We start from the raw sequence: 25,248 nt of genomic DNA on the forward strand, positions 1-25,248 counted from the left end.
ATATTGTATGGATTTTAAAAGAATAAACGAAAAGTTAGAAATACTAGCAGACGCAGCAAAATATGACGTTTCCTGCTCCTCTAGCGGTAGTAATAGAAAGAACTCAAATAAAGGTTTAGGCAATAGCAACGGCATGGGAATATGCCATAGCTATACCGAAGACGGTAGATGTGTTTCCTTATTAAAAATACTCTTAACCAATCACTGCATTTTTGATTGCGCTTACTGTGTAACTCGAAAAAGTAACGATATAAAACGAGCTGCTTTTAAGGTTCAAGAAGTTGTTGATCTAACCATTAATTTTTACAGACGTAATTATATAGAAGGCCTATTTCTAAGCAGTGGAATTTTCAAGAATGCCGATTACACCATGGAGCGATTAATTGCAGTGGCAAAAAAGCTCAGGCAAGAAGAAAATTTCAACGGTTATATTCATTTAAAATCTATACCCGGGGCTAGTGATGAATTGATGCGGGAAGCCGGACTTTATGCAGATAGGCTGTCGGTAAATATTGAGATTCCAACGGAAAAAGGCTTAAAACTACTTGCACCTGAAAAGGATAGAAAGGATTTCATAAAACCTATGGAAAAGGTGAAAAATGAAATCATTCAGTATAAAAATGAAAAGAAACTTCTAAAAAGAGTTCCCATTTACGCACCTGCTGGCCAAAGCACTCAAATGATAGTTGGGGCTAGTGGCGAAACCGATGCTGAAATAATGTACACTTCAGCATATTTTTACAAATCGTTTAACCTAAAGCGAGTTTATTATTCCGGCTACGTTCCAATTAGTAATGACAATCGCCTTCCCACAATCGGATCTGCTGTTCCAATCTTACGCGAAAACAGACTCTATCAAACCGATTGGCTTCTTCGATTTTATGGATTTGACGTTCGTGAACTGTTAAACAAAGAACATCCAAATCTAGAGTCGGATATAGATCCAAAACTAAGTTGGGCATTAAGAAATCTAGATCAATTTCCTATTGATGTCAATAAAGCTGATAAGAGAATGTTATTACGCGTGCCAGGCTTAGGGCTAAAATCTGTAAATAAAATTATCAAGGCACGCAGATATCGAAAATTAAATTGGGAAAACTTAAAATCTATTGGAGCTTCCTTAAACCGAGCTAAATATTTTATTATTTGCGATTCTACTACTTTTGAAACAAAGGATAGAACCTCCGCCCAACTCAAAAGCATAATTCTATCAAACTCAAATTCTAAGTTTTCGGCAACTTTAAGCAATCAATTAAGCCTTTTCGACAATCACAATACACTATCTGCGTGAAAACTATTTTAAAATACGACGGTTCTTTTGAAGGTCTATTATCAGTTGTGTTTTATGTTTATGAACACAAATTAAAAGAGGTTTCAATTATAAAAGATAAGCATTACGAACCTAACTTTTTCGACCATAGCATAGCAATACTTTCTGAACCAAAAAAAGCCAAGCGAGTCTGGCAAGGCTTGTCTAAGAAATTATCACCTAAAGCGAAGACTAAGCTTTACAAAGCATTTTTAAGTGAAACCTTAAAAATTGAAAATACTATTCTTTATTATATAAGAAAAGCGTTATCCGCAAGTGTAAGTATAGAAAATGATTTTACCGATTCGGAAATTCTACATATAGAAAAAACCGTAAAAAAGGTAGACCGAGAAAAACACAGGATGGATGCATTTGTACGATTTCAACTTACTAAGGACGGAATATACTTCGCTACAGTAGAACCAGATTTTGATGTTTTACCTCTAAATGCACGCCACTTCAAAACTAGATATGCAGATCAAAGGTGGTTGATTTACGATTTAAAAAGAAATTATGGAATATTTTACGACTTATTAGAGGTTCAGACCATTACCTTAGAGCTAGCTAAAGATATTAATAGAGGAGATAAAGCTTCTATATATTTTACTTATGAAGAAATAGAGTTTCAAAAGCTATGGTTCAATTACTTTAATAGTAGTAATATAGTTTCAAGAAAGAATATAAAGCTACATATTAAGCATATTCCTAAGCGGTATTGGAAATTTTTAACAGAAAAAAAATTTTGAATCATTTTTTTACTTACTTTTGCTCATTATTAATCACTAATACATTACCAAAATGAAAAAAATATTTTTATCACTTGCAGCTCTTGCTTTAGTTGCTTCTGTTTACTCTTGTAGAGAAACTACCGAAGTAAAAGTTGACGAAACTGCTGAGTCTATTGAAACTGAAACTGAAAACGCATTAGATAACACTGGTGACGCTATTGATGACGCTGTTGATGCAACAGGAGATGCAATGGAAGATGCAGGAGATGCTATCGAAGATGCTGCTGAAGACACTAAAGATGCTGTAGAAGACGCAACTGACGGTCAGTAAGCAATAAATTTACTATAAAATTTAAGCCTTTTCTTAATTGAAAAGGCTTTTTTTTGCATTATAGGTTAATCAAAGATCATCTTAACATCTTTTCTCTTTCTTCTCTAATTGGAATCCTAGTCCATTTTTTATCCAATTCAGACTTACTGCTCTCTTCAGTAACAATCTTGGTATCTTTAATTTTTTTGAGATTTAGTTTTTTCTCACGAGAAATAAACAACCCAGAAGTTAGTCTATTCTTATATTTTAAATGGTGAACAAATACCGGCAATGGCTCGGTTGGTTTCCATTTATTCTCTGTAAGTGCTATTCGTATAAAAGTTAGATCGGGATTGTTGTCTGTCGGTCTAAATCTGTTTAGGTTTTCTATATAGTCCTGATAGTAATCTTTAAAGAAAACATTGTTGAAATCGAAGTTGTCTAACTTTTCATAAAATTCCTTAATATCATCTAAAGCCATGGAAGCTCGCTGTGGATTTGAAAACCTATGTCTAAATTCAACGATTAAGTTATGAAACTTTCGCTGTTTTTCGATGAATGGTTTTGTACCAAGAGAAAGAATATTCAATATCAAATTAGCCATTAGTTTTTAGCATTTTGATGAATGGCAAATTTACGGAATTGAAGAGAATTGAGGAGAATTGAGGAGAAATAAAAGGTTAATAAATAATAGATAAAAAAAAATCCCCAATGTTTTACAACAAAGGGGATTTTGTACTCGAGGCGGGACTTGAACCCGCACGACCAAATGGTCACAGGATTTTAAGTCCGGCGTGTCTACCAATTCCACCACTCGAGCTTAAAAAGGTTGTCTAATACAACCTGGACTTAACAAAAACACCGAAAAACGGTATTTCAGTTGAGCGAAAAACGGGATTCGAACCCGCGACCTCCACCTTGGCAAGGTGGCGCTCTACCAACTGAGCTATTTTCGCGTATTCTTAAAAACCGAAACAAGCACCTCCAATAAAATTGAATGACACTCTACTATCTCAATTTTACTTGAGAAGGTTATTTTCGCAAGATTTTTAATGAACTTCACTTCTTATTCAAAGCGGAGGCAAATTTATAAATTTTACTTCAATCACAAAGTGTTTTTTGAGAAATTATTTTTAAAATTTACTTTTTTATTTTTAACGTCGCATTCCGCTCTAACATTCGCTTAATTTCATTTAGCTTCATTAAAGCCTCCACGGGCGTAAGTGTATCAATATCAATATCTAATATTTCTTCACGCAATTCTTCAAGCAGCGGATCGTCTAATTTAAAAAAGCTCAATTGCATTTCATCTTGCGAAATAGACTTCATTTCTTCAGTCAATTCTTCCGATCCGTGATTTTTTTCAAGCCTTTTTAAGATTTTATTTGCGCGCTGAAGGACGGTTTGTGGCATTCCAGCCATTTTCGCAACGTGTATCCCAAAACTGTGATGACTACCACCAGGAATCAATTTTCGCAGAAAAAGCACATTGTCTTTTAATTCCTTCACCGAGACATTGAAATTTTTGATTCGCTCAAAAGTTTCGGTCATTTCATTCAACTCGTGATAATGCGTAGCAAAAAGTGTTTTCCCGCGAGAAGGATGCTCGTGTAAGTATTCACTAATAGCCCATGCAATCGATATTCCATCATAAGTACTAGTACCACGTCCAATTTCATCTAATAGAATTAAACTGCGCTCCGATAAGTTATTTAAAATACTTGCCGTTTCATTCATTTCAACCATAAAAGTAGATTCGCCCATCGAAATATTATCGCTAGCCCCTACTCTGGTAAAAATTTTATCTACACAACCCATCCTAACAGCCGATGCAGGAACAAAACTCCCCATCTGCGCCAATAACACTATTAAAGCTGTTTGCCTAAGTATTGCAGATTTACCACTCATATTAGGACCGGTAATCATAATAATTTGTTGAGATTCCCGGTCTAAGAAAACATCGTTTGCGATATAAGGGGAATCGGGTGGTAGTTGCCTTTCAATAACTGGGTGACGTCCGTCTTTTATTTCTAAATCGAAGGAATTATCAAGCAGCGGACGACTATAGTTCGCTTCTTTAGCCTGAGTTGCGAAAGAGCACAGACAGTCTAATTGCGCTATCAAGGCGGCGTTTTGCTGTACTGAAGCTATATATTCTAGCATCCACTCTACTAACTTTGCAAAAAACTCTTGTTCTAGAGCTAAGATTTTTTCTTCAGCACCAAGAATTTTAGCCTCGTATTCTTTAAGTTCTTCGGTTATATAACGTTCAGCATTTACAAGAGTTTGCTTGCGTATCCACTCTGCTGGAACTTTGTCTTTATGCGTATTTCTAACTTCAATATAATATCCAAAAACATTATTTGAACCTATTTTAAGAGAAGAAATACCTGTGCGATTGGTTTCACGCTCTAGCATTTCATCTAAATATCCCCTACTATTTACCGATATATTACGAAGGTCGTCAAGTGTTTCTGAAAATCCTTCTGCAATAACATTTCCTTTAGCAACATTAACAGGTGCTTCCTCAAAAAGTGTTTCTTTAATTTTATTTCGAAGCAGTTCACAATCGTGTAATTGCTCGCCAATAATTTTTAACGATTCGTTCTTTGAATTTAAGGATAGTGCTTTAATAGGCACAATGGCTTCCAAAGAGTTTTTTAACTGAATAACCTCTCGCGGATTTACCTTAGCAGTGGCAACTTTAGAAATCAGTCGCTCCAAATCGTTAATCCGCTTTGTGTATTGTTGAATTTTCTCTAAAACTGCAGGATTGTCAAGTAGAAAACTAACAACTTCGTGGCGTCTATTTATTTTTTCAACGTTTTTCAGTGGCAGCGCCATCCAACGTTTTAAAAGCCTTCCACCCATTGGTGAAATAGTTTTGTCTATAACATCCAAAAGGGTCACAGCATTTTGTTGTGTGGAGTGATATAACTCTAAATTGCGAATTGTAAATCGATCCATCCAAACATATTCGTCTTCGGCTATCCTAGACAACCTTGAAATATGCTGAAGCTTGGTGTGTCTAGTTTCACTTAAATAATGAAGCGCAGCTCCTGCAGCAACAATCCCTTCTTCTAAATGATCAACTCCAAAGCCTTTTAAGTTTTTGGTATTGAAATGCTTTGTTAGGGTTTCAAAAGAATAGTCTCCTTGAAAAATCCAGTCCTCAAGATGAAACACGTGATATTCATTTCCAAAAGTTTCAGCAAAATGCTTGCGTTTCTGTTTTGAAAAGAGCACTTCAGAAGGGCTAAAGTTCTGAAGTAATTTATCTACATATTCTGCCGGGCCTTCGGAAACTAAAAATTCACCTGTAGAAACATCTAAAAAGGAAACTCCAATATTTTGTGATTTAGCCGACCCTTTTGAAGGACCGAAATGCACCGCAGCCAAAAAGTTATTTGATTTTGATTGAAGAATATCATCGTTAAAGGCAACACCTGGAGTAACCAATTCGGTAACCCCGCGTTTTACAATTGTCTTGGTCATTTTTGGATCTTCCAATTGATCACAAATTGCCACACGACAACCGGCCATAACCAACTTTGGCAAATACGTATTTAATGAATGATGAGGAAATCCTGCAAGCTCCATCTTATCGCCACCATTATTTCGAGCCGTAAGCGTAATGTTTAATATTTTGGCAGCACGGATAGCATCTTCACCAAAGGTTTCATAGAAATCCCCTACACGAAACAACAGCAAAGCATCTGGATACTTAGCCTTAATATTGTTGTACTGCTTCATTAATGGAGTAACCTTCTTCGCCATAACGCTAATTATTCTTTAACCGATAAAAGTAACGAAATTGCAGTTTTCTTTAAAATGAAGTGAATATGAATTATTTTGTTTTATCAACAATAAAGTGAAATTATGGAAAATTCACGTCGATTGGTTTTTTAATTTACCTTTCCCTTAACCCTATCTTTTTGTGAAGTAGCAGAAACTAGCCTTCCACTTTTAATTTATAAGGATTAACTTTGTCGGCCTATGAAAAACCGCAAACTAAAAAACAGCGAATTAGACCGCATCAACCCTGAAGAATACAAAGCTTCAGAAAAAACTCCATTAATTATTATTCTCGACAATATAAGAAGCTTGAATAATATCGGTTCTGTTTTTCGCACCTCCGATGCTTTTTTAGTTAAAAAAATTTATCTCTGTGGTATCACCGCACGACCTCCGCACAAAGACATCCATAAAACCGCACTTGGTGCAACAGACAGTGTAGATTGGGAATACGCCGAAAACACACTTGATGTTATTGCTAAATTGAAAAAAGAAGGCGTATATATAGCATCTATTGAACAAGCTGAAGACTCCATAAACCTCAATGAATTTACTATAGCAAAAGACAAAACTTACGCTATTATTTTTGGAAATGAAGTTAAAGGCGTGCAGCAAAAAGTTGTTTCTGCAAGCGATGCAGTTATTGAAATCCCACAGTTTGGTACAAAACATTCACTTAATATCTCAGTAAGCGCTGGCGTAGTGGTTTGGGATTTATTTGTTAAGATGAAGTAAAGGTTAGTGATAAATGGAGAATGGTGAGATTTTTCTTTTAAAACAATTTATTTGCTAAGAAGCCTGGGTTAATCAATACAATACTAAACACCCCAATTAAAATGGCAAATTTTAATATATTGTGTAAAATAAGATAATGAATCTTATTTTTCGATTTCCACAGAACTGTTAAAAATAATACTAACCCAGCAATACTTGCGTAGAAATAGAAATCCATATACCCTATTTCATCTTTAAACTTTGTTATTAGCAATACTATTGGCACAAGCGTTAACAAGCTTAAAGCCGTAAGCATAAGTTTAGAAGTCCTTTCACCATAAACCACAGGAATTGTATTATATCCGTGTGTGATATCTCCTTTTAGGTTTTCTAAATCTTTAACCAATTCACGCATAGAAATAAGAAGGAACAGAAAAGTTGCGTGAACAAAAATCACTATATCGAAATTCGCATAGTGTACAAAAATTGCAAAGAAGGGAACTACTGCAAGTATTGCTGCTACCATATTTCCTATAAAAGGAAATTTTTTGAGTTTGTGTGAATAAAACCACAGCATAAATATATAAATCGAGAAAAAGACAACCGATTTAAATGAAACATAGCTAGCAAATACTACCGAAAGAAAGTTTAAAATAAAATAAGTAGATAGCTTTGTATGCTGACTTACCAGTCTATCCAACATTGTCTTTCTAGGTCTGTTGATAAAGTCTTTCTCGCTATCGTAAAAACTATTGATGATGTACCCCCCAGCAATTGCAGTAGATGAAGCCAGCACTAGCATTAATAAATTAACGTCGAATAAAACCTCTCGAACGGGGAGTTCGGGTGCTAAAATGTAAATACTACTAAGGTATTGGGCAATTACAATTATTAAAATATTGTATCCACGAACCACTGAAAACAGGCTAAAAAACTTAAGAAAAAGGAGCTTTTGTTTTCGATTGAGCATAAACTATAAGATTGAAAATAGGATGCTTAAAAAGTTATCAATACTACTTAAACGAAGTCGATAATAACATATACTTATATGGTGAGGATCCGAATGTGCTCGACCAGACAGATTCACGATTGTAAATAAGTTGTAATCCTTAGATTAGAAATTATAAACAACTTCTAGCTTGTAATCTTTGAGTGCTTCTTTAGCTTTATCGATATCCTCGGTAAAACCTAACATATATCCACCTCCGCCAGAGCCACATAATTTTAAGTAGTAGGCGTTACTGTCAATTCCTTTTTTCCAAAGTTTGTGGAACTGTGCAGGAATCATAGGTTTAAAGTTTTCCAAAACAACTTTAGAAAGTTGTTTTATATTCCCAAAAAGTGATTTTACATCGCCTTGAAGAAAGTCTTCAACGCAAGCATCTGTATGCTTCACAAATTGGTCTTTCAACATATTTCTAAAACCTTCCTGCTTCATATTTTCCATGAAAATCTGAACCATTGGCGCTGTTTCACCTGTGCTTCCACTGTCTAACAAGAAAACCGCACCCTTTCCATTTTCGGTTTGAGATGGAATGCCTGCAGGTTCAATATTATCGTTAGAATTGATTAAGATAGGCAGGCTTAAATAACTGTTTAAGGGATCAAGACCCGATGATTTTCCGTGGAAAAAAGATTCCATTTCGGCAAAAACATTTTTAAGGGTTAATAGTTTTTCACGTGTTAAGTTTTCAAGTACAGTAATTTTATTGGTAGCATATTTATCATATATGGCAGCTACCAATGCACCACTGCTCCCTACTCCATATCCCTGTGGAATACTACTATCAAAATACAATCCAGCGTCTATATCATTTTTTAACGCTTCCATATCGAAAGAAACCAATTCAGGACTTTCACTTTGAAGGTTGTCTAAATAATCAGCAAATCGCTTTAAACTAGCATTCGATTTGTGCGTGGAAATGGTATGATGCTTATCAATCTTTAACGCCCCGTTATAAAAATTATATGGTATAGAAAGTCCTTTAGAATCTTTTATAATTCCGTATTCTCCGAAAAGTAAAATCTTAGAATAAAATAAGGGGCCGTGCATATGATAAATTCTTAGTGAGGTCTAAAAATACTATTTTTAGTAATAATTGACCTATATGAGCTGCAAAGATACAGTTTTTAAGAATTACAAGCGTAAATTTTTTTATTCTAAAACTAAAGTCTAATCAGTCCAATTATCTGTCTTAAAACAAAATATGACTTAGAAATCATTTTTTTACCGCTCCAAAACCAACCTCATCCACAATAAACTCATTGTTTTTACAGAATTGCGAAAGCTCGGTACTTATAAAATTTAGCACACTTCCCTTTTCAGCTTCGGGATAAAGAACGTGTACATTTGCACCAGCATCGAGGGTAAAACACACTTTACTACCTGTTTCCTCTCTAAATGCCCAAATACGATTTAAAATTTCGAGTGTGTTTGGTTTCATTAAAATAAAATAAGGCATAGAAGTCATCATCATCGCATGTAATGATAGCGCCTCACTCTCTATTATTTTTATAAATTCAGTAACATCGCCATTTTTTAGAACGGGAATGAGTTTCGATAAATTGAATCCAGCTTGTTCAAAACGTTGTTTTGCAAAAGGATGATTGTGCATAAGCTCGTGACCTATAGAACTGCTAACTTGCTTTTCGCCTTTATCAACTAATAAAATGGTATCTTGATAATTATGAAAAATCTCGTGTACCTGAAACTTGTATTGCGTTCCGTAAAGATTACTACTTCCTTCTATTTCGGGATGTTCTCCCCAAACAATAATTGGTCCTTGTAAACTACGGCAAGCACTACCCGACCCTAAACGAGCTAAGAATGAAGCTTTTTGCATTTCTGCTTCGCTCAATGACGGTTGACCACCGGGATCTGAGTGCAGTCGATGCTCCATATCCACCAAACAAAGGGCCAAAGCGCTCATTCCACTAGCTGAAGAAGCAATGCCACTACTGTGTGGAAAGCTATTTGAGGTTTCAATTCGAAATTTATAATCTCTTAAGAAAGAGATGTACTTTTCTATTCTTTTAAAAAACTTTAAAATCTTCGGTTCAAAAGAAGCTTCCCTCTTTCCGTCAAGAAACACCTTAAATTCGAATTCGCCAGAACTCTTTGGCTCGAAGAACATTGTAGTATTTGTATGACTATTTTTAAGTGAAAAGCTAATAGAAGAATTCATTGGTAATTGCTCTCCGTACTTTCCCCAATATTTCACCAATGCGATATTACTAGGCGATTGCCACGAGACACTTCCTGAGGAAAGTTTTTGAGAATAAGTTGAACCAACAAAACGATCTATTGCCATAATTAAAAATTAAGAAAACAAAAGTAAAATACTTTTTGATGAATACGACAACAATTTAAAATCCTTTGTTTCTTGAGGCCATTATTCCTTCGTATATAAATTACATCTTTTCCAGGAGAATAAACTTTTTTTTCAAAATAAATGCTTTTTAGTGATGACCTTTTTAGATTTTCCCATTATAACTATAAACAATTCATTAGTAACAATTAAGAAACCTAAAAGCACAATATAGAATGCAAGATATTTTCACAATCTAATTTAAAAATGTTGTATATTTCATAGTGATTTCTATGAATAATACACTAAATAAGGAAAAATTCGTGTTATTGGATGCTTTTTTGACCAATAAAGAAATGCCTATGCAAAAATTTTACATAGCCGAATACCCTAAAACCAAGTATTATATATTAAAAAATGGAGGAGCCATAGATAATGCAAAAGATATATTCCAAGAGGCTTTTTTAATCTGTTGGAAAAAAATATGCTCTGGAGATTTTAAACCTATTAACAAACAACAAATAGAAGCCTACTTGTTTACCATCGCGAAGAACAAGTGGATAGATTACACAAGAAGTGCAACAAAAAAGAAAACAACATCTATAAACGACAAGCTGTATCAATTTTCAATTGAAGACAATACACAAACTAATGATATGGAAAAAGCCGAATTACAAATGTCTATAACATTGAATGCATTCAACAACTTAGGGCAATCCTGTAAAGACATTTTAACACAGTTTTATTTTTACAAGGCTCCCTTAAGAACTATAGCAGAAAATCTTGGTATAGAAGAAGCTTCTGCCAAGAATAAGAAATACAGATGCATTCAAAAGTTAAAAGAAATAGCATTAAATTATAAATAATCCCCCACAATGAAAACCCAAATGGAAATCACCCAAGTAGAGTGGGATATGATTGAAACCTATTTAGATCGACAAAACGATTTAAACAAACATTCTATTTCTGAAGAATTAAAACAAATACCCGATTTTGAACAAAAAATAGAACACATAAAAAAAGTACGTGAAGAGATAGAGGAAAGCATTAGACGTTCTAAATTGAATGATTTTCACAAACACCTAAACGAAACTGAAGATTCGAAATTAAAAAGCCTATCAAAACCCAACACTAAATCTTATACAATGTGGTATTCAGCTGCCGCTATATTGATATTGTTGTTTGGTATATTTTGGATGTTAAACAGCAACAACAATGCTGAAAAGATTTTTGCAGAAAACTTTAAACCTGATATCGGATTACCCTTAAAAATGGGAAGGGCAGATAGCTACGAATTTTATGAAGGGATGTTAGACTACAAGCAAGAAAATTATAAAAAAGCAATTTCGAAATGGGAGGTTTTACTAATAGACAACCCAGAAAATGACACTTTAAACTATTTCTTAGGTGTAGCAAATTTAGCTTTAGGAGATGCTAGCGAATCATTAAAATACTTGACAAATCAAGAGCGTTTTCAAGAAGGCATGTTTAAAGAAGAAGCTGCATATTATGCGGCTCTGGCTAAGATAAAGGAAGGTGAAATTGAAGAAGCCAAAACGTTGCTAAAAAACATCCCATCCATTCAAAACACTAAACTCCTCAGACAACTTGAGAAAGAATGAAACAAATTGTCAAAATAATAGGTGTATTTACCCTACTCTGCTTACTCGGCACTGTTTCAACTTATTCCCAAAAAAATATTCGGACGGTTAGCGAAATTCAAAACCTCATCAATCAAGATTCATTAGAAAAAGCTAAAACCATTGTAAAACATAACATTCAATTTTATAAAAACAATAAGCAATACGACAGTCTTTCTAAATACATAAAGCTTGAAGGTAGTTTAAAGCTTAATAATGGGGAAACACAACAAGCATTATATAAAGCGAAACAACTTTCAGATTATATAACCTTATCAAATAACCCTCATTATATTAAAATAGCGCTGCACGAACTTTCAACTGTTTATCACAATTCAGGGCAAACAGAAAAAGCATACAACATTCTCAAACAAGCTGAAGCACCAACTTCACGTATTACTGATCCTGAAAACACCGATGCAGCTTCAGTTCAATATATGTTGGGGTACTACAAAATGAGAATTGGAGATTATGTACTAGCCAAAAACTATTATTTAAAATCTTTGGCACTTTACAATAAGAGCACCACAAAAAACTACACATCTTTTAATAAGGTTTATACAGCTCTTGGGGGGATTTTATGGCAGGAATCTAAATTAGACAGTTCGAAATATTACTTCGAGCAAGCTTTAAATGCTTTAAATAAAACCGACTCCACCGATTTAAAAAACTCATTGTTTAGACCGAGCTTACTAAAAATGAATATGTCTGTTTTATTCAATGCGATGGGTAAAAATCGAGAGGCTATTTCTATTTCTTATGAGGCAATTGAAGACTTTCAAAAGTTCATTAAAACCTCTAAGGACGAACATGCTGTAAAACAAGCAAAGGGTTTTGTTTTTAGCACACTAGACAACCTAGGTTCGTATTACAACACCTTAGGTGAGTTTAAACGAACCGAAGAGATCTTAGAGTATTCCTATGCGCTTAAACAAAAAGAATATGAGGAAAACGATATGAATTTAATTATATCACATATCATTTTAACTCAAGCTAAAACAACCAATCAAAATTTTAAAGACGCTGAACTACACTTAAAAAAAGCTGTTGATTATTACAAAAACAACGAGGTTGTTGATTCTTTTTGGAAAGCTTCAGCTTATTCTGTTGGCGGCACGCTATATGAAGAAATGGGAGATTTAGAAAAAGCTAAGTTTTATTACGAAGAAGGGGATAGAATTTATAGGAAAATATCACAAGGACGCTACTCTGTGGATAATTTGGATCGAATTATTCACTTGTCTAAGTTTTATGTGAAAATAGGAGAAAAAGAGAAGGCCATTTCGGCAGCAGAAGAAGCTTACAAGTATTCTCGGAATAATAGTTTAAAAAATACATTGCAAGAGTTTTTCCAGCTTCAAAACTTGGCTATAGTACATTTCAAATTAAAAAACTATAAAAAATCATTAGAGTATAGCGAAAAAGCCATAGCGTTTAACCTTCTCAATAAGGCAGAAGAAATAGGCACGGCCGACTCTATTGTTATACAGTATCGAAAACCTACTGCTATTCTTACCAACGTAGCCTCTAAATACCATCTGTCAAAAAATAGAACAACAGCAGATCTGAAGCAGTATAAAACTGAACTTAACAAAGCAATTTCAATTTTAGAGCAACGTAAAAAAGTAGTTAATAACTATGACGATTTAACTATTCTGAATAAAGAAAATAACGAACTCTTCAACTTCGCAAAGAAGATTTTACTAGAGCTTTATCAAAACACTAAGGATGATTTCTATCTAGATCAAGCTATTTCACTTCATGAATCCGCAATTTACAATCGCATTCGTTCACGATTAAACATTCGCGACAACATTGCCTTTCAAAATGTCCCGATCGAAATTATTGAAAAGGAAAAACTTCTTAAAAATGATATTTCAAAGACATTAGAAAAAAACAATGCAGACGTAAAGACCTATATTTCGGCGTCTGAAAAGTGGGAACTTTTTATGAAAAAACTACAAAAGGATTATCCTACATATTATAAAATGAGGTATGAAACACTGGAAGAACCAATAAAAGATTTACAAGAAAAGATTTCCGAAAATACTACCGTAATCCGCTACCTTTTTATTGAAGACAAACTAAATGCATTTGTGGTTTCACGATCTAAGAAACATATTTTCCTTTTAAACAATTCAACTCTTGAGACGAAAGTAGAAGAATTGACAATTGAAGATTTTTCAGTGGAGAGAAAAAGTGCGTTGCTTCACGATCTATACAAAATGCTTTGGAAGCCTTTAGAAAAAAGCATTAAAACTAAAAAAGTGGTTGTGATTCCCGATAGGGAATTGTTTAATATTAGCTTCGAAATGTTGACGCCAGAATCTATAAAAAGCTTTAAAGAGTTCTCCACAAACAGTCTGTTAGCAAAGTATGATATTTCGTACAATTTTAGTCTTTTACTCTATAAGGATAACAGAAAAGTTATGGATTATAACGAAAATTATGTCGGCTTTGCGCCAGGATTCAATAAGGATATGAAACAAGAATACCTACTGGGTTTACAAGATTCGATGAAACTGGATAAATCATACTTAACACTCCTACCTCAACCATTTAGTGAAAACTTAGTAAAGCAATACGCCAAAGTTTTTAAAGGAAATTATTTCATGAATGAAAACGCTAGCAAAGCTTTGTTTATCAATAATGCTAAAGAACATAAAATTATACACATTGGAACACACGCTGAATCCGACAATATCACCCCTGAACTCAGTCGGTTAGTGTTTGCAAAGCGAAAAGGAAAAAATTTAGCCTTAGATGAGAATTCACTTTATGCTTATGAGATTTACAACACTAATCTTTCATCGAATCTTGCCATATTAACAGCTTGTGAAACAGGAAAATCTATCTATCAATCTGGTGAAGGTGCAATTTCGCTTGCACACGCATTTAATTACGCCGGAAGTGAAAGTATCTTAACAAGCTTATGGAATATTGATGAGGTATCTAGCACCCAAATTGTAGCATATTTTTATGACTATCTCGTTCAAGGACTTCCAAAGGATGAAGCACTAAAAAAGGCAAAAATACAGTACCTCTCTAGCGTAGAAGGCCGAGGTGCAGCACCGCAATATTGGGCTGGATTGGTTTTAATTGGAGATACAACTCCAATTGTATTACAAGAAAATACAGATCATACTTGGTGGTGGGTGACTGGCATTTTATTAACATTCGCAATCCTCATCTTTTTCTATAAAAATCGTAAAGACAGAAATCACAACACTTAGATTTTTATAACATAATCAAGGTATTTTTACACACCCTATTAACTCCATAATTCACCCTGCATTTCTCCATCAATTTTCGATATATTTGGAAACAACTTTTATCTCCCTAAATGGAATTATCAGACTTTCTACTTTCACTTACTCCTTTCGATACAGACGAGCTCAAAGATATTACATCGCATTTTGAAGAAGAATTTATTCCTAAAAACATGCGTTTGATTGAGCAAGGCCAAGTTTGTAAAAAACTTTATTATATAAAAAAAGGGATGGTAAGAAGTTATTATCTAAAAGAAGATGGCAAGGAAATAACCCAATGGTTTTTTAATGTAGGTAAGTTTATGAGTAGCGTAGATAGTTTTTTCCAACAACGCCCAAGTTTGTATTATTTAGAAACTCTAGAAGACTCTGTTGTTTATTCAATTTCCAAAGAAAAAATGGATCTATTGTTTTCAAAATACCACAAAATGGAACAGCTGGGAAGATTAGCTTCAATTGAAATGCTTACAAAGGTAGTCAACAAGCTTAACGCTATTCAGTTCCAATCCGCTCGCGAACGCTATGAATATATGTTGGCAGAATTTCCTGATATTTCCCACCGCGTACCTTTAGGGTATATAGCCTCATATCTTGGAATGACTTCAGAAACGCTAAGCCGCATTCGTAGAGGATAAAAAATCTTACTTTTTTTAACCACTAGACAACACATCCTAACAGTCTAAATATTTTATTCTAGCTTGTAATTCGTTGAATTCAGAGTAACATTTTGCCCTAAGCACCTGATTTTTAAATTATTTTAGATATACTTTTTTGATTTAGGTCAAAGGAAACCTCCATTAGTTACTGTAAATTTGTAATAAAATTATAAAACTTTAATAAATGCGAATCAAAATAGGCTTATTCAATTTCCTATGTATCAGTATTTTTGGATTGTTTTCAAATTTAAGTTTTTCACAGGAATTAGATCCAGTTTTGCAAGACCTCATTAAAAAAGGTTTAGATAAAAGCCAGACGGTGAATATTAAATCCCTTGAGGCACAGCAAGCTAAATTAGATCAGCAGCTAGCGAAATCAGTATTCATCCCAAAAGTTACTTTGAATGGTAGCTACACTCGTTTGAATGATGATATCACTTTCGACGAGGATACTCAAAACCTCTTAGTTGCTACGCAAAAACTTCTTATAAAAGAAGGAGCGGGAGTGCCTTTTAACGCACCATTTCCTGATGGAATTCCTTTAAAAGAAACCCCAAATCTTCAGGATAAGAATATCTTAAAGACATCTGTTGACGTTGATTGGGTTCTATTTAGTGGGTTTGAAGCAAGCAACGCAATTAAAGCGAGTAAACATAAAGAGTCTTCGCTAAACTATTTGGGAATGGCAGAAAAAGACAAGCTAGCGCTTAAAATTATTGAAACCTATGATAAGCTTGCTTTGGTTTATGCTTCGGAGAAAGTTTTAAACACTTCCGAAAACTACCTAAACGAACAAGAGCATTATGTGCGAAAAGCCATTGAAAATGGCCTTGCCACCCCAATCGGTAGAAAGAAAATTGAATTAGCACAACAGCAGTTAGAAGGTAAAAAACTAGAATTCAAACACAACAAAACTCTTTTAATTGAAGCCCTACACCAACTTACAGGCGAAAGCAGAGATAATTTAAAATTAATAAGACCAAAGCTGGAGTCTTTTAGCTTGAATGCAACTTCTAATACTGAAAAGCGAAATGAAATTAAAGCCTTAGAAGAAGCTGAGCAAGCAACGCTTTATAAATCCAAAATGGAAAAAAGCCATTTTATTCCGAAAGTTGCTTTAAAAGGTCATTACGAATTTATTGAAGAATACCTGTCGCTTTTAGACCCTAAATGGTATGTAGGGGTTGGAATACAATGGAATGTTTTTGACGGAACTCAATCAAGTATAAAGGCTAAGAAATCAAAAATAGAAAGTGAAATTTATAGAGAACGAATTGAAGAAGCTGAAGAGTTAATCAACGTGAGTATTATAAAAGCGAACCAAGCTTATCAATCAACGTTACAGAATTCAAAAATTGTAAAAAAAGAAATTGAATTAGCTACCGACACTTATGAAATGGTAAACAAACAATACAAAAACGATTTAGCTTCTATAAATGATGTTTTGGATGCCTTAACCGATTTGGAAAAGGCAAACTTTAAATTGCAAGAATCACTTTTTGATCAGCGACGAGCAGTTACAGAATTGCTTCACGCCAAGGGAGTTTTAAACTATTAAAGCTGTCGAGAAAAGGATTTCTTTAGAATTAAATCGATGGATTTAAGACGACAAAACTAACCTACATTAAAATTATAGATTAAAAGAAATTATAAAGATGAAATCAACTAAAACCATATTAGTCGCACTTGTTTCCTTATTAGCTTTAAGCTCTTGTGGCGATGATAAAATAACCACAGAAAGAGGAAAAGTTAAATTTGAAACTATCTCCCTAAGCAGTAAACTTGGTGGAAGAATTTCAAAAATATATGTTAGCGAAGGTCAAGAAGTAAAAAAAGGTGATACTCTAGCATTTATCGATATTCCAGAAGTAGGTGCTAAAATGATGCAAGCTGAAGGTGCAATTACAGCAGCTCAAGGACAATTAAACATGGCCTATAACGGAGCTACCACAGAACAATTAAGCCAGATAGAGCAACAATTAAACTCTGGGAAAGCACAATTGAAATTCGCGCAAGAATCGTACAACCGTTTAGAAAACATGTATAAAGATTCACTAGTGAGCCAACAGCAGTTTGATGAAGTAAAAATGAAGCTTTCAATGGCACAGGCACAAGTAGAAGCATTAGAAGCTAAACGTACTGAGGTGCGAAAAGGAGCTCGCGCCGAACAAATAGAACAAGCCCAAGGACAACTAGATAGAGCTTTAGGTGCTAAAGAAGAAGTAGCTTCGGCTGTCAATGAAAAATATCTAATAGCTCCTGTAGACATGTCTGTTGAAACTATTAGTCTGGAAGAAGGTGAATTGTTAACACCAGGATATTCTTTGTTTAATGGCTATAAAAAAAACAGTGTTTATTTCAGATTTACTATTCCAGAATCTAAAATATACGATTATAGACTAGGCCAAAAGCTAACTATAGAGAACCCTTACACCGAAGAAGTTATTCAAGCTGAAATTACTGCCATCAATCAACTTGCTCAATATGCAAACATTACTAGTACAGCACCTTTATATGGGTTAGACGAGTCTATTTACGAATTGAAAATAGTTCCAACTGGAAACATTCAAGACAAGACGTTTTATTTAAATGCAACAATGCTTATTAAATAACAAGCTTTTCAAGGAGTGACTTAGAGCCAAAAGGTAGGTAGTAAATCAAATAGAAGATTGATAAATACGAACTAATTGCAAGCTTTAAGTCCTATCGTCATTGTCTAATGAAAAACTTAATTATGAATAAATTTATAAGACATCTTCGAATTGAATTCAAGCGTATTTTCGCAAATGATGTACTGCTTGCTATCTTTTTTGGAGCCCCTGTTCTATACGGTATTTTATTTGGCTACGTATATCAACAAGCCAAAGTTGTAGATTTACCAATAGTGATCATAGATCAAGATCGCAGCCCTACTTCAGACAAGATTATTGATGCGTTTGGCGATAATGAAGGTTTATTGGTGAGCGATGTTCGTTATACCGCAGGAAATCTAATCGATGAAATGCCGACCCAGCAATATGCAGCGGTCATTACGCTTCCAAGTAATTTTGAAGCAGATGTATTTCAGAAAAAACATCCAGAAATACGCGTAGATTTAAATATGGCGAATATTTTAAACGCCAACACTGCTAGTAATCACATTCAAGCAGTTTTACTTACGCTAAATGCCGGAATGGAAATAGAAGGTCTGAAAAAACAAGGGATGCACCCTGCACAAGCCAAAGCCTCTTATGAGAGCTTCAAGATTAACGTTAACAAACTGTATAACTCAACTGGTAACTATGTAACCTTTATGTTGCCTGGTTTATTGGGTGGTATTATGCAGCAGATTATTTTCTTAGCAATGGCTTTGGTTTTCTCAAGAGATTTTGAAGATGGTTACTTTGGAACTTTGGTAAAAGAAAGTAAATCTTCTCTATACCTTATAGCCCTAAAAACCACTCCATTTTTAATAATGCTTCCTTTAATCTGGTTGGTTGTTGCTTTGTTTTTCCCATATTTTAATGTGGACATCAACATATTTAACTTTCCGATGTTTGTATTAGTTGTACTATTAACATTTGCATCCATCTTTATTGGAATGTTATTTTCAATTGCAATACCTAGTCAGTTAAAAGCCACCGAACTTTTAATGGTTATTTCTACACCTGCATTTATTTTAAGTGGTTTTACTTGGCCAACTATGGCTATTCCAGACGCAATTACCAATATTGCACAATTCATTCCGCTGACACAGTTTTTAAGCGGCTTTAGAAAAATTGCATTTTATGACGGAGATTTAGCTTCAATAAAACCAGAATTAGGTATGTTGTTCATCATTATGGCCGTTTCTTTTATAGCCATGGTTATTCTACTTCAACTGAAGATTCGTCTTCATAGAAAGAAAGGAAAACAAATAACTGAATAGACAGGAAACATAAAATAACACAAACAAAAAAAGCCTCTCAAGGAATTCCTTAGAGAGGCTTTTCTTTAACAACTTCTGCTGAAGTTAACACTATTATCTTATAACCAATAAAGGCATTTTCCTATTTCTAATTAACAGGTCATTTGTGACACTTCCAACAAATAATGACGTGATATTACTTCCACCTCTTGCAGAAACCACAACGATATCTGCATCCGTTTTTTCTGCGTGAAGTTCAATAGCTTCAACAACCGAATACCCTTCTCTATCAATATATTTAAAAGGAATATTTTCTGAGAGTTTATATCTTTTTCTGAATTGCTTCACTTTATCCTTTAGGTGATTCTTAGTTTTATCAATAGCCTTTTCCGAATTGATTTAAGGAAAGTCCTACAACCGAATAAATTGCCCACCCGTGAATTCCGTGATGTAAAAATGAAAAGTTGATCGCCTCTTGTGCAATAAGAGATGGCTCTTCTCCCGCTAAACGCGGCGGAGAAAGATAATCTCGAACAGGGTCGGCAATACTAAAAAGCACTAATCCATTTCCTATTCCTGCACTAAACAACATCGCGAACCAAGCCCATAAACTAAATTCTGGCTTCGCCTTCTTACCTCCAATTCGGATTTTCCCGAATTTACTAAAAGCCATGTACAAGCAAAAAACTATAAATAAGTTTACCGCTAAAGTGTAAATCCACCCACCATGTGCAGATACTGCAGTTTGGGCAATTCCAAAATAGTGTTCGGCTTCATCTTCAAAAATAAGAGTAAACCCAACACTAAAAATCACAACCGCAATGGCAGAAAAAAATACTGTTTTATTAACTACTAGACCAAGAAATGTTGAAGTGCTGTCCTTACGAGTAACTTTAATCGACATATATAAATGGTTTATTAAATAATTAGAGATTTAAATTTATGAAGATTCGTTTCACTTAAATCTTTTAAGTACTTCTGAAAAGCTGTCTATAAACAATTTCCTTAGAAAGCTTTTATAAAATTTAAAGCTGACATTATACCATAAATTAATTCGATTTACAAATAATTCTAAAATTATACCTAATCGTTGAGCTTTAAGAGACTACATTTTTAAGTAAATTTGTTACTGTAACACTCCAATAAAGCTATGTCTAAAATCACTGCTCAAGAAGCTTCCAAAATCGCTCAAAAACATTTTAAAATAACCGCCGAAGCTATCGAGCTGGACGGTTATGAGGATGAAAATTTTCTTTTAGAAACAAATACAGAAGAGAAATATCTTCTAAAAATTTCTTCTGAAAAAAACAATGCGTTACTGAATTTTCAGAATAAAATATTAAGCCATCTTTCAACCAAAAACCTGCCTTTTCAAACTTCAAGAGTTCTTAAATCTGAAAATGGCAATTCCCTTGTAACACTTTCCAATGGCAAAACCGCACGATTACTCTCTTGGGTTCCTGGCCGTATTTGGGCGGATGTAAATCCTAAAACTGAACGCTTAAGAACTAATTTAGGTGAAGCAGCAGGAAGTTTAACCAACGCTTTACAGGACTTCAAAAACACTTCAGCTAATAGAAGATTAGAATGGGATTTAGCGAATTCAGATTGGACAAACAACCATATTAATCGTTTCAATGGAGAAGAAAAAGTTGCGATTCAACACTTTCAAACTAGGTTTTTAGAGATTCAGCCTATTTATAAAAATCTCCCGAAGAGCATTATACACAATGATATAAACGATTACAACATCTTGGTAACTTCTGATTTAGTAGAACCAAAAATTTCAGGGTTAATAGATTTTGGAGATTCAGTTTTTACTCAAACCGTAAATGATCTCGCCATAACTTTAGCCTATGCGATTACAGAAATTCCCGACCCGCTTTCTGCAGCTTTAGACATAGTGAAAGCTTATAACAAAAACTATAGCTTTTCTGAAGACGAATTAAAATGTCTTTACACTTTGGTTGGAATGCGTTTGGCTACAACACTTACCAATGCCTCCATTAAAAAAGAAGAATTTCCTGACGATGAATACTATGTTATAAGCGAAAAACCTGCTCAGAATTTACTGCTGAAATGGTTTAAAGTAAATGAGAGTTTTGCAAATTATTCTTTCCGAAATGCTTGTGGATACTCAGCACATCCATTGGAAGAAAAGTTTGAAATTTGGGCGAAAAGCAATCAAATTTCCTTGAAAACTATATTTCCCACTGTCACTTCAGAAAAAATCGTGAACTTAGATATGAGTGTTGGCAGCACTTTATTAGGAAATATTTCAGAATACAACGATCCTGAAGTTTCAGAATTTAAACTAAAACAATTTCAGAAACACTACCCAAAAACCATACTCTTAAATGGCTATTTAGAAACTCGACCTTTCTACACAACCGACGCTTTTAAAAGTGAAGGTAATAACGGCCCTGAGTATCGCACCGTACATTTGGGAACTGATTTCTGGGTGCCGGCAGAAACACCAGTTCACGCACCTTTTGACGCTATTGTAAAAGTAATCCACCACAATAATTACGATAAGGATTATGGCCCTATGATAATCTTAGAACACAGTTTTGAAGGGGATTCATTTTACACACTTTATGGACATTTAACGCTGAGTTCTCTTGATATTTTAAAACCTGGACAAGCTGTAAAACAAGGTGATCTTATAGCCTATATCGGATCTCCAAGTGAAAATGGAAACTGGGCGCCACACTTACATTTTCAAATTATTTTGGATCTTTTAGGGAATAACGAAAACTTCAACGGCGTTGCGATACCGGCAAAAGTTGATGTTTGGAAAAGCATTTGCCCTAATCCGAATCTGATATTTAAAGAAGAACTTGAGAATTTAGAGCAAGAGCTTTCAGAAGAAAGTATGATTGAATTCAGAAAAGATCACCTTGGGAAAAGTTTGAGTCTTTCGTATGAAAAACCTTTGCATATTGTACGCGGTGAAGGCGTTTATTTGATAGATATTAAAGGAAGAAAATATCTAGACACCGTAAACAATGTAAACCATGTTGGACATCAGCATCCAAAAGTAGTTTCGGCAGGGCAAAGACAAATGGCCGTTTTAAACACAAACACCCGCTATCTACACAAAGAAATTATAGCTTATGCTGAAGCACTGCTGAAAAAGCTTCCAGAACATCTATCGGTGATTCACATTGTAAATTCTGGTAGCGAAGCTAATGAACTTGCTCTGCGAATGGCGAAAACGGTAACTGGCAATAATGATATTTTAGCTATTGAAGTTGGATACCACGGAAATACTAATGCCGTGATGGATGTGAGTTCTTATAAGTTTGAAGGTAAAGGTGGTTTCCCAAAACCTGAGACGACGCATATTTTACCACTGCCCGATTCATACCGCGGGAAATATTCTGGAGATAACTGCGGTGTAGATTATGCCCAACACGCCAAGGAAATTATTGAAACTTTAAAAGCAGAAGGGAAAGAAATTGCAGGGTTTATTGGGGAAACACTTATAAGTTGTGGCGGACAAATTGTTCCACCTAAAGATTATTTCAAAAAAGTTTACAAACACGTTCACGAAGCTGGTGGTATTTGCATAGCCGATGAAGTACAAACAGGTTTCGGACGAATGGGAAAAACCTTTTGGGCATTTGAGCTTTACGATGTTAAACCAGATATCGTTACCATGGGAAAACCTGCAGGAAATGGGCATCCATTAGCAGTTGTGGCTTGTACAAAAGAAGTTGCAGAAAAATTTAATACAGGTATGGAATACTTCAACACCTTTGGTGGTAATCCTGTTTCTTGCGCCATTGGTCGCACTGTTTTAGAAATTATCGATGAAGAAAACCTTCAACAAAATGCTTTGGAAGTTGGTGGGTTTTTAAAAACTGAATTAAAAAGTTTACAGAAACAATTTCCAATAATTGGCGATGTGCGCGGGGAAGGACTGTTTTTAGGCTTCGAATTAAATGATTCACATAAAAACCCATTGCCTGACCATGCTTCTTATTTGGCAAATAGAATGAAACAATTTGGGATTTTAATGAGTATTGATGGCCCAGACCACAATGTTTTAAAAATAAAACCGCCAATCGTTTTTAGTAAACAGAATGTAGAAGAGCTTATTCTTAGACTGAATACTGTTTTTGGTGAAGATTATATGTCCTTCGGCTACGCTTAGAAACCATTGAAATTTTAATAAAGGAACTCTTTGTCAAAACCCTCGATTATGAAAAAAACACTTCTACTTTTCTGCTTATTTACAACGCTAACTGCTGTTTCCCAAACAGAAGTTTCTGATAAAGAAGCAATTCTTTCGGTATTAAAATCACAAGAAAAAGCTTGGAATCAATTCGACTTAGAAGGATATATGCAAGGCTACTGGAAGAGTGATTCTTTGAAGTTTTACGGGAGTAGCGGCCTTACAAACGGGTGGCAAAAAACATTAAGCAACTACAAAAAGTCCTATCCTACGAAAGAACATACAGGAACCTTAAATTTCACAATCGATGCAATCACCAAAATTGAAGAAAACTCCTATCACGTGATGGGGCAATACCATTTGGTTCGAAAAATGGGCAATGCAAATGGTGTTTTCTTAATTATCTTCAAAAAGATTGATGGCGAGTGGAGAATTGTAGCCGATATGAGTTGTTAACTTCCCTTTATTCGCTCCCAAAGATCTGAAAGAAGTCTTTTGGCCTCACTCCTATCCTTTGGCTCTTCAGTAACAACAACCTTATCACCTACCTTATCTAAACGAAAACTAAAGGCGAATTTTCCAACACTCTGATCTACACTCATCATCCCAAAACGAAGATCGTTAAGGTAAATTCCGCCTTCTTTTTCAGAAACAGTATACCAACCCTGGGTGATTTTGATAAGTTGTTTTACCTTGTCTTCATTGGCTAAATCGCCAAGGGCCTCGTGGTTTTTAGGATGCGAAAAAAATTGAATTGGTTTGGTATCAAAAAAAGAGTAATCGCCAATTAGAAAAGCATCTTCAGTTTCCACATTTGCGGTCCATAGAATTGTATTAAATGGGCTAGGCTTCGTTTGCAATTCTACGTAATCAATGTTTTGATCTTGTAATGCGTTTTCAAACTTCAGGTATGTAATTCCTTTTAGGATTATGGTAATTACCATATAACTACTACTCACAATTAATCCTAGATTATTAAACTTTTGTCTTTTAATACTTCCTCTTTTCTGAAGCATTGCCAAAATCAAAAATATTAGAAATGGCAAGGTATAGAGTGGGTCTATTACAAATATGTTTTTAAATGCCAATCGGATATCAAATGGCCAAAAAAGTTGGGTTCCCCAAGTAGTATGTGCATCTAACAAGGGATGAGTAACAAAACACATAAACCAGAATAAAAACCATTCTTTTAATCTGGCTCGTTTGTCCCATTTTGTACACATCCAGGCGAAAAACAATCCAAAAGCAATGGAAAAAATAATTGAGTGTGTAAACCCTCGGTGGATTTCTAAAGCATTAACTGTATCGGTAAAATGACTTGAAAGCACGTCTAAATCGGGGATTGTACCTGCAATTGCACCCAAAGCCATAGCTTTGTTTCCAATCTTTTTTCCTAAAACTGCTTCACCTACTGCGGCTCCTAAAACTATCTGTGTAACTGAATCCATTATAA

Annotated in this window: 21 protein-coding genes and 2 tRNA genes; 13 read left to right on the forward strand and 10 right to left on the reverse strand. The window is 34.5% G+C overall.

Features of this window, described 5'->3' with window-relative positions; genetic code table 11:
• The first annotated feature begins 7 nt into the window (after positions 1-7).
• From K8344_RS00490 to K8344_RS00500, 3 genes are read left to right on the forward strand one after another with little or no spacing between them, the layout of a single operon-like run.
• Positions 8-1,291 (forward strand): putative DNA modification/repair radical SAM protein, encoded by a 1,284-nt coding sequence (locus tag K8344_RS00490; protein ID WP_237606307.1) that lies wholly within the window; start codon positions 8-10, stop codon positions 1,289-1,291.
• A complete protein-coding gene (locus tag K8344_RS00495) occupies positions 1,288-2,055 on the forward strand; it encodes a TIGR03915 family putative DNA repair protein (RefSeq protein ID WP_237606308.1) in 768 nt (255 codons plus the stop codon). The genes K8344_RS00490 and K8344_RS00495 overlap by 4 nt, the downstream gene beginning before the upstream one ends.
• A gap of 52 nt (positions 2,056-2,107) precedes the next feature.
• On the forward strand, positions 2,108-2,368 hold the full coding sequence (locus K8344_RS00500; RefSeq protein WP_237606309.1) for a hypothetical protein: 261 nt from the start codon (positions 2,108-2,110) through the stop codon (positions 2,366-2,368).
• Positions 2,369-2,444: 76 nt separating this feature from the next.
• Here K8344_RS00500 and K8344_RS00505 read toward each other — a convergent pair whose 3' ends face one another.
• The 4 genes from K8344_RS00505 to mutS form a co-directional block, all read right to left on the reverse strand.
• Positions 2,445-2,951, reverse strand: coding sequence for a hypothetical protein (locus K8344_RS00505; RefSeq protein WP_237606310.1), 507 nt, complete (start codon positions 2,949-2,951; stop codon positions 2,445-2,447).
• Positions 2,952-3,083: 132 nt separating this feature from the next.
• A tRNA-Leu gene (locus tag K8344_RS00510) sits at positions 3,084-3,167 on the reverse strand.
• Between the two features lie 63 nt (positions 3,168-3,230).
• Positions 3,231-3,303: transfer RNA gene (locus K8344_RS00515), tRNA-Gly, on the reverse strand.
• A 184-nt stretch (positions 3,304-3,487) separates the two neighbouring features.
• A complete protein-coding gene (gene mutS / locus K8344_RS00520) occupies positions 3,488-6,124 on the reverse strand; it encodes a DNA mismatch repair protein MutS (protein WP_237606311.1) in 2,637 nt (878 codons plus the stop codon).
• A 219-nt stretch (positions 6,125-6,343) separates the two neighbouring features.
• Here mutS and K8344_RS00525 point away from each other — a divergent pair, with 219 nt between their 5' ends.
• Entirely contained in the window at positions 6,344-6,877 is a 534-nt protein-coding gene (locus K8344_RS00525; protein WP_237606312.1) for an RNA methyltransferase, read from the forward strand.
• 37 nt (positions 6,878-6,914) lie between these two features.
• Here K8344_RS00525 and K8344_RS00530 read toward each other — a convergent pair whose 3' ends face one another.
• The 3 genes from K8344_RS00530 to K8344_RS00540 form a co-directional block, all read right to left on the reverse strand.
• A complete protein-coding gene (locus K8344_RS00530; protein WP_237606313.1) occupies positions 6,915-7,826 on the reverse strand; it encodes a geranylgeranylglycerol-phosphate geranylgeranyltransferase in 912 nt (303 codons plus the stop codon).
• Between the two features lie 144 nt (positions 7,827-7,970).
• A complete protein-coding gene (locus tag K8344_RS00535; protein ID WP_237606314.1) occupies positions 7,971-8,909 on the reverse strand; it encodes a mevalonate kinase family protein in 939 nt (312 codons plus the stop codon).
• 166 nt (positions 8,910-9,075) lie between these two features.
• Entirely contained in the window at positions 9,076-10,167 is a 1,092-nt protein-coding gene (locus K8344_RS00540; protein ID WP_237606315.1) for a diphosphomevalonate decarboxylase, read from the reverse strand.
• Positions 10,168-10,457: 290 nt separating this feature from the next.
• Between K8344_RS00540 and K8344_RS00545 the strand changes: the two genes are divergently transcribed.
• From K8344_RS00545 to K8344_RS00575, 7 genes are all read left to right on the forward strand, one after another.
• Positions 10,458-11,030: an RNA polymerase sigma factor gene (locus K8344_RS00545; RefSeq protein ID WP_237606316.1), complete on the forward strand. Its 573-nt coding sequence runs from the start codon at positions 10,458-10,460 to the stop codon at positions 11,028-11,030.
• Positions 11,031-11,039: 9 nt separating this feature from the next.
• The gene (locus K8344_RS00550; RefSeq protein ID WP_237606317.1) at positions 11,040-11,786 is read left to right on the forward strand and encodes a hypothetical protein; all 747 of its coding nucleotides are present in this window, start codon (positions 11,040-11,042) and stop codon (positions 11,784-11,786) included.
• Positions 11,783-15,037 carry a CHAT domain-containing protein gene (locus K8344_RS00555; protein ID WP_237606318.1) on the forward strand — a complete coding sequence of 1,085 codons (3,255 nt, stop codon included), beginning with the start codon at positions 11,783-11,785 and terminating at the stop codon, positions 15,035-15,037. The genes K8344_RS00550 and K8344_RS00555 overlap by 4 nt, the downstream gene beginning before the upstream one ends.
• A gap of 110 nt (positions 15,038-15,147) precedes the next feature.
• Entirely contained in the window at positions 15,148-15,708 is a 561-nt protein-coding gene (locus K8344_RS00560; RefSeq protein WP_237606319.1) for a Crp/Fnr family transcriptional regulator, read from the forward strand.
• Between the two features lie 205 nt (positions 15,709-15,913).
• Positions 15,914-17,287 carry a TolC family protein gene (locus K8344_RS00565; protein WP_237606320.1) on the forward strand — a complete coding sequence of 458 codons (1,374 nt, stop codon included), beginning with the start codon at positions 15,914-15,916 and terminating at the stop codon, positions 17,285-17,287.
• 97 nt (positions 17,288-17,384) lie between these two features.
• A complete protein-coding gene (locus K8344_RS00570) occupies positions 17,385-18,341 on the forward strand; it encodes an HlyD family secretion protein (RefSeq protein WP_237606322.1) in 957 nt (318 codons plus the stop codon).
• Positions 18,342-18,463: 122 nt separating this feature from the next.
• On the forward strand, positions 18,464-19,636 hold the full coding sequence (locus K8344_RS00575) for an ABC transporter permease (RefSeq protein WP_237606323.1): 1,173 nt from the start codon (positions 18,464-18,466) through the stop codon (positions 19,634-19,636).
• Positions 19,637-19,729: 93 nt separating this feature from the next.
• Here the strand turns inward: K8344_RS00575 and K8344_RS00580 are convergent, their stop codons facing one another.
• A complete protein-coding gene (locus tag K8344_RS00580; RefSeq protein ID WP_237606324.1) occupies positions 19,730-19,963 on the reverse strand; it encodes a universal stress protein in 234 nt (77 codons plus the stop codon).
• A 28-nt stretch (positions 19,964-19,991) separates the two neighbouring features.
• On the reverse strand, positions 19,992-20,519 hold the full coding sequence (locus tag K8344_RS00585; RefSeq protein WP_237606325.1) for a BCCT family transporter: 528 nt from the start codon (positions 20,517-20,519) through the stop codon (positions 19,992-19,994).
• Positions 20,520-20,765: 246 nt separating this feature from the next.
• Between K8344_RS00585 and K8344_RS00590 the strand changes: the two genes are divergently transcribed.
• Positions 20,766-23,774: an aminotransferase class III-fold pyridoxal phosphate-dependent enzyme gene (locus K8344_RS00590; RefSeq protein WP_237606326.1), complete on the forward strand. Its 3,009-nt coding sequence runs from the start codon at positions 20,766-20,768 to the stop codon at positions 23,772-23,774.
• Positions 23,775-23,822: 48 nt separating this feature from the next.
• Positions 23,823-24,251, forward strand: a complete 429-nt coding sequence (locus K8344_RS00595; protein WP_237606327.1) for a YybH family protein — start codon at positions 23,823-23,825, stop codon at positions 24,249-24,251.
• Here K8344_RS00595 and K8344_RS00600 read toward each other — a convergent pair.
• Positions 24,248-25,243 carry a metal-dependent hydrolase gene (locus tag K8344_RS00600; protein ID WP_185099068.1) on the reverse strand — a complete coding sequence of 332 codons (996 nt, stop codon included), beginning with the start codon at positions 25,241-25,243 and terminating at the stop codon, positions 24,248-24,250. The genes K8344_RS00595 and K8344_RS00600 overlap by 4 nt on opposite strands.
• Positions 25,244-25,248: the final 5 nt, after the last annotated feature.

The organism is Aequorivita xiaoshiensis, assembly GCF_022008395.1.
Classification (GTDB): domain Bacteria; phylum Bacteroidota; class Bacteroidia; order Flavobacteriales; family Flavobacteriaceae; genus Aequorivita; species Aequorivita xiaoshiensis.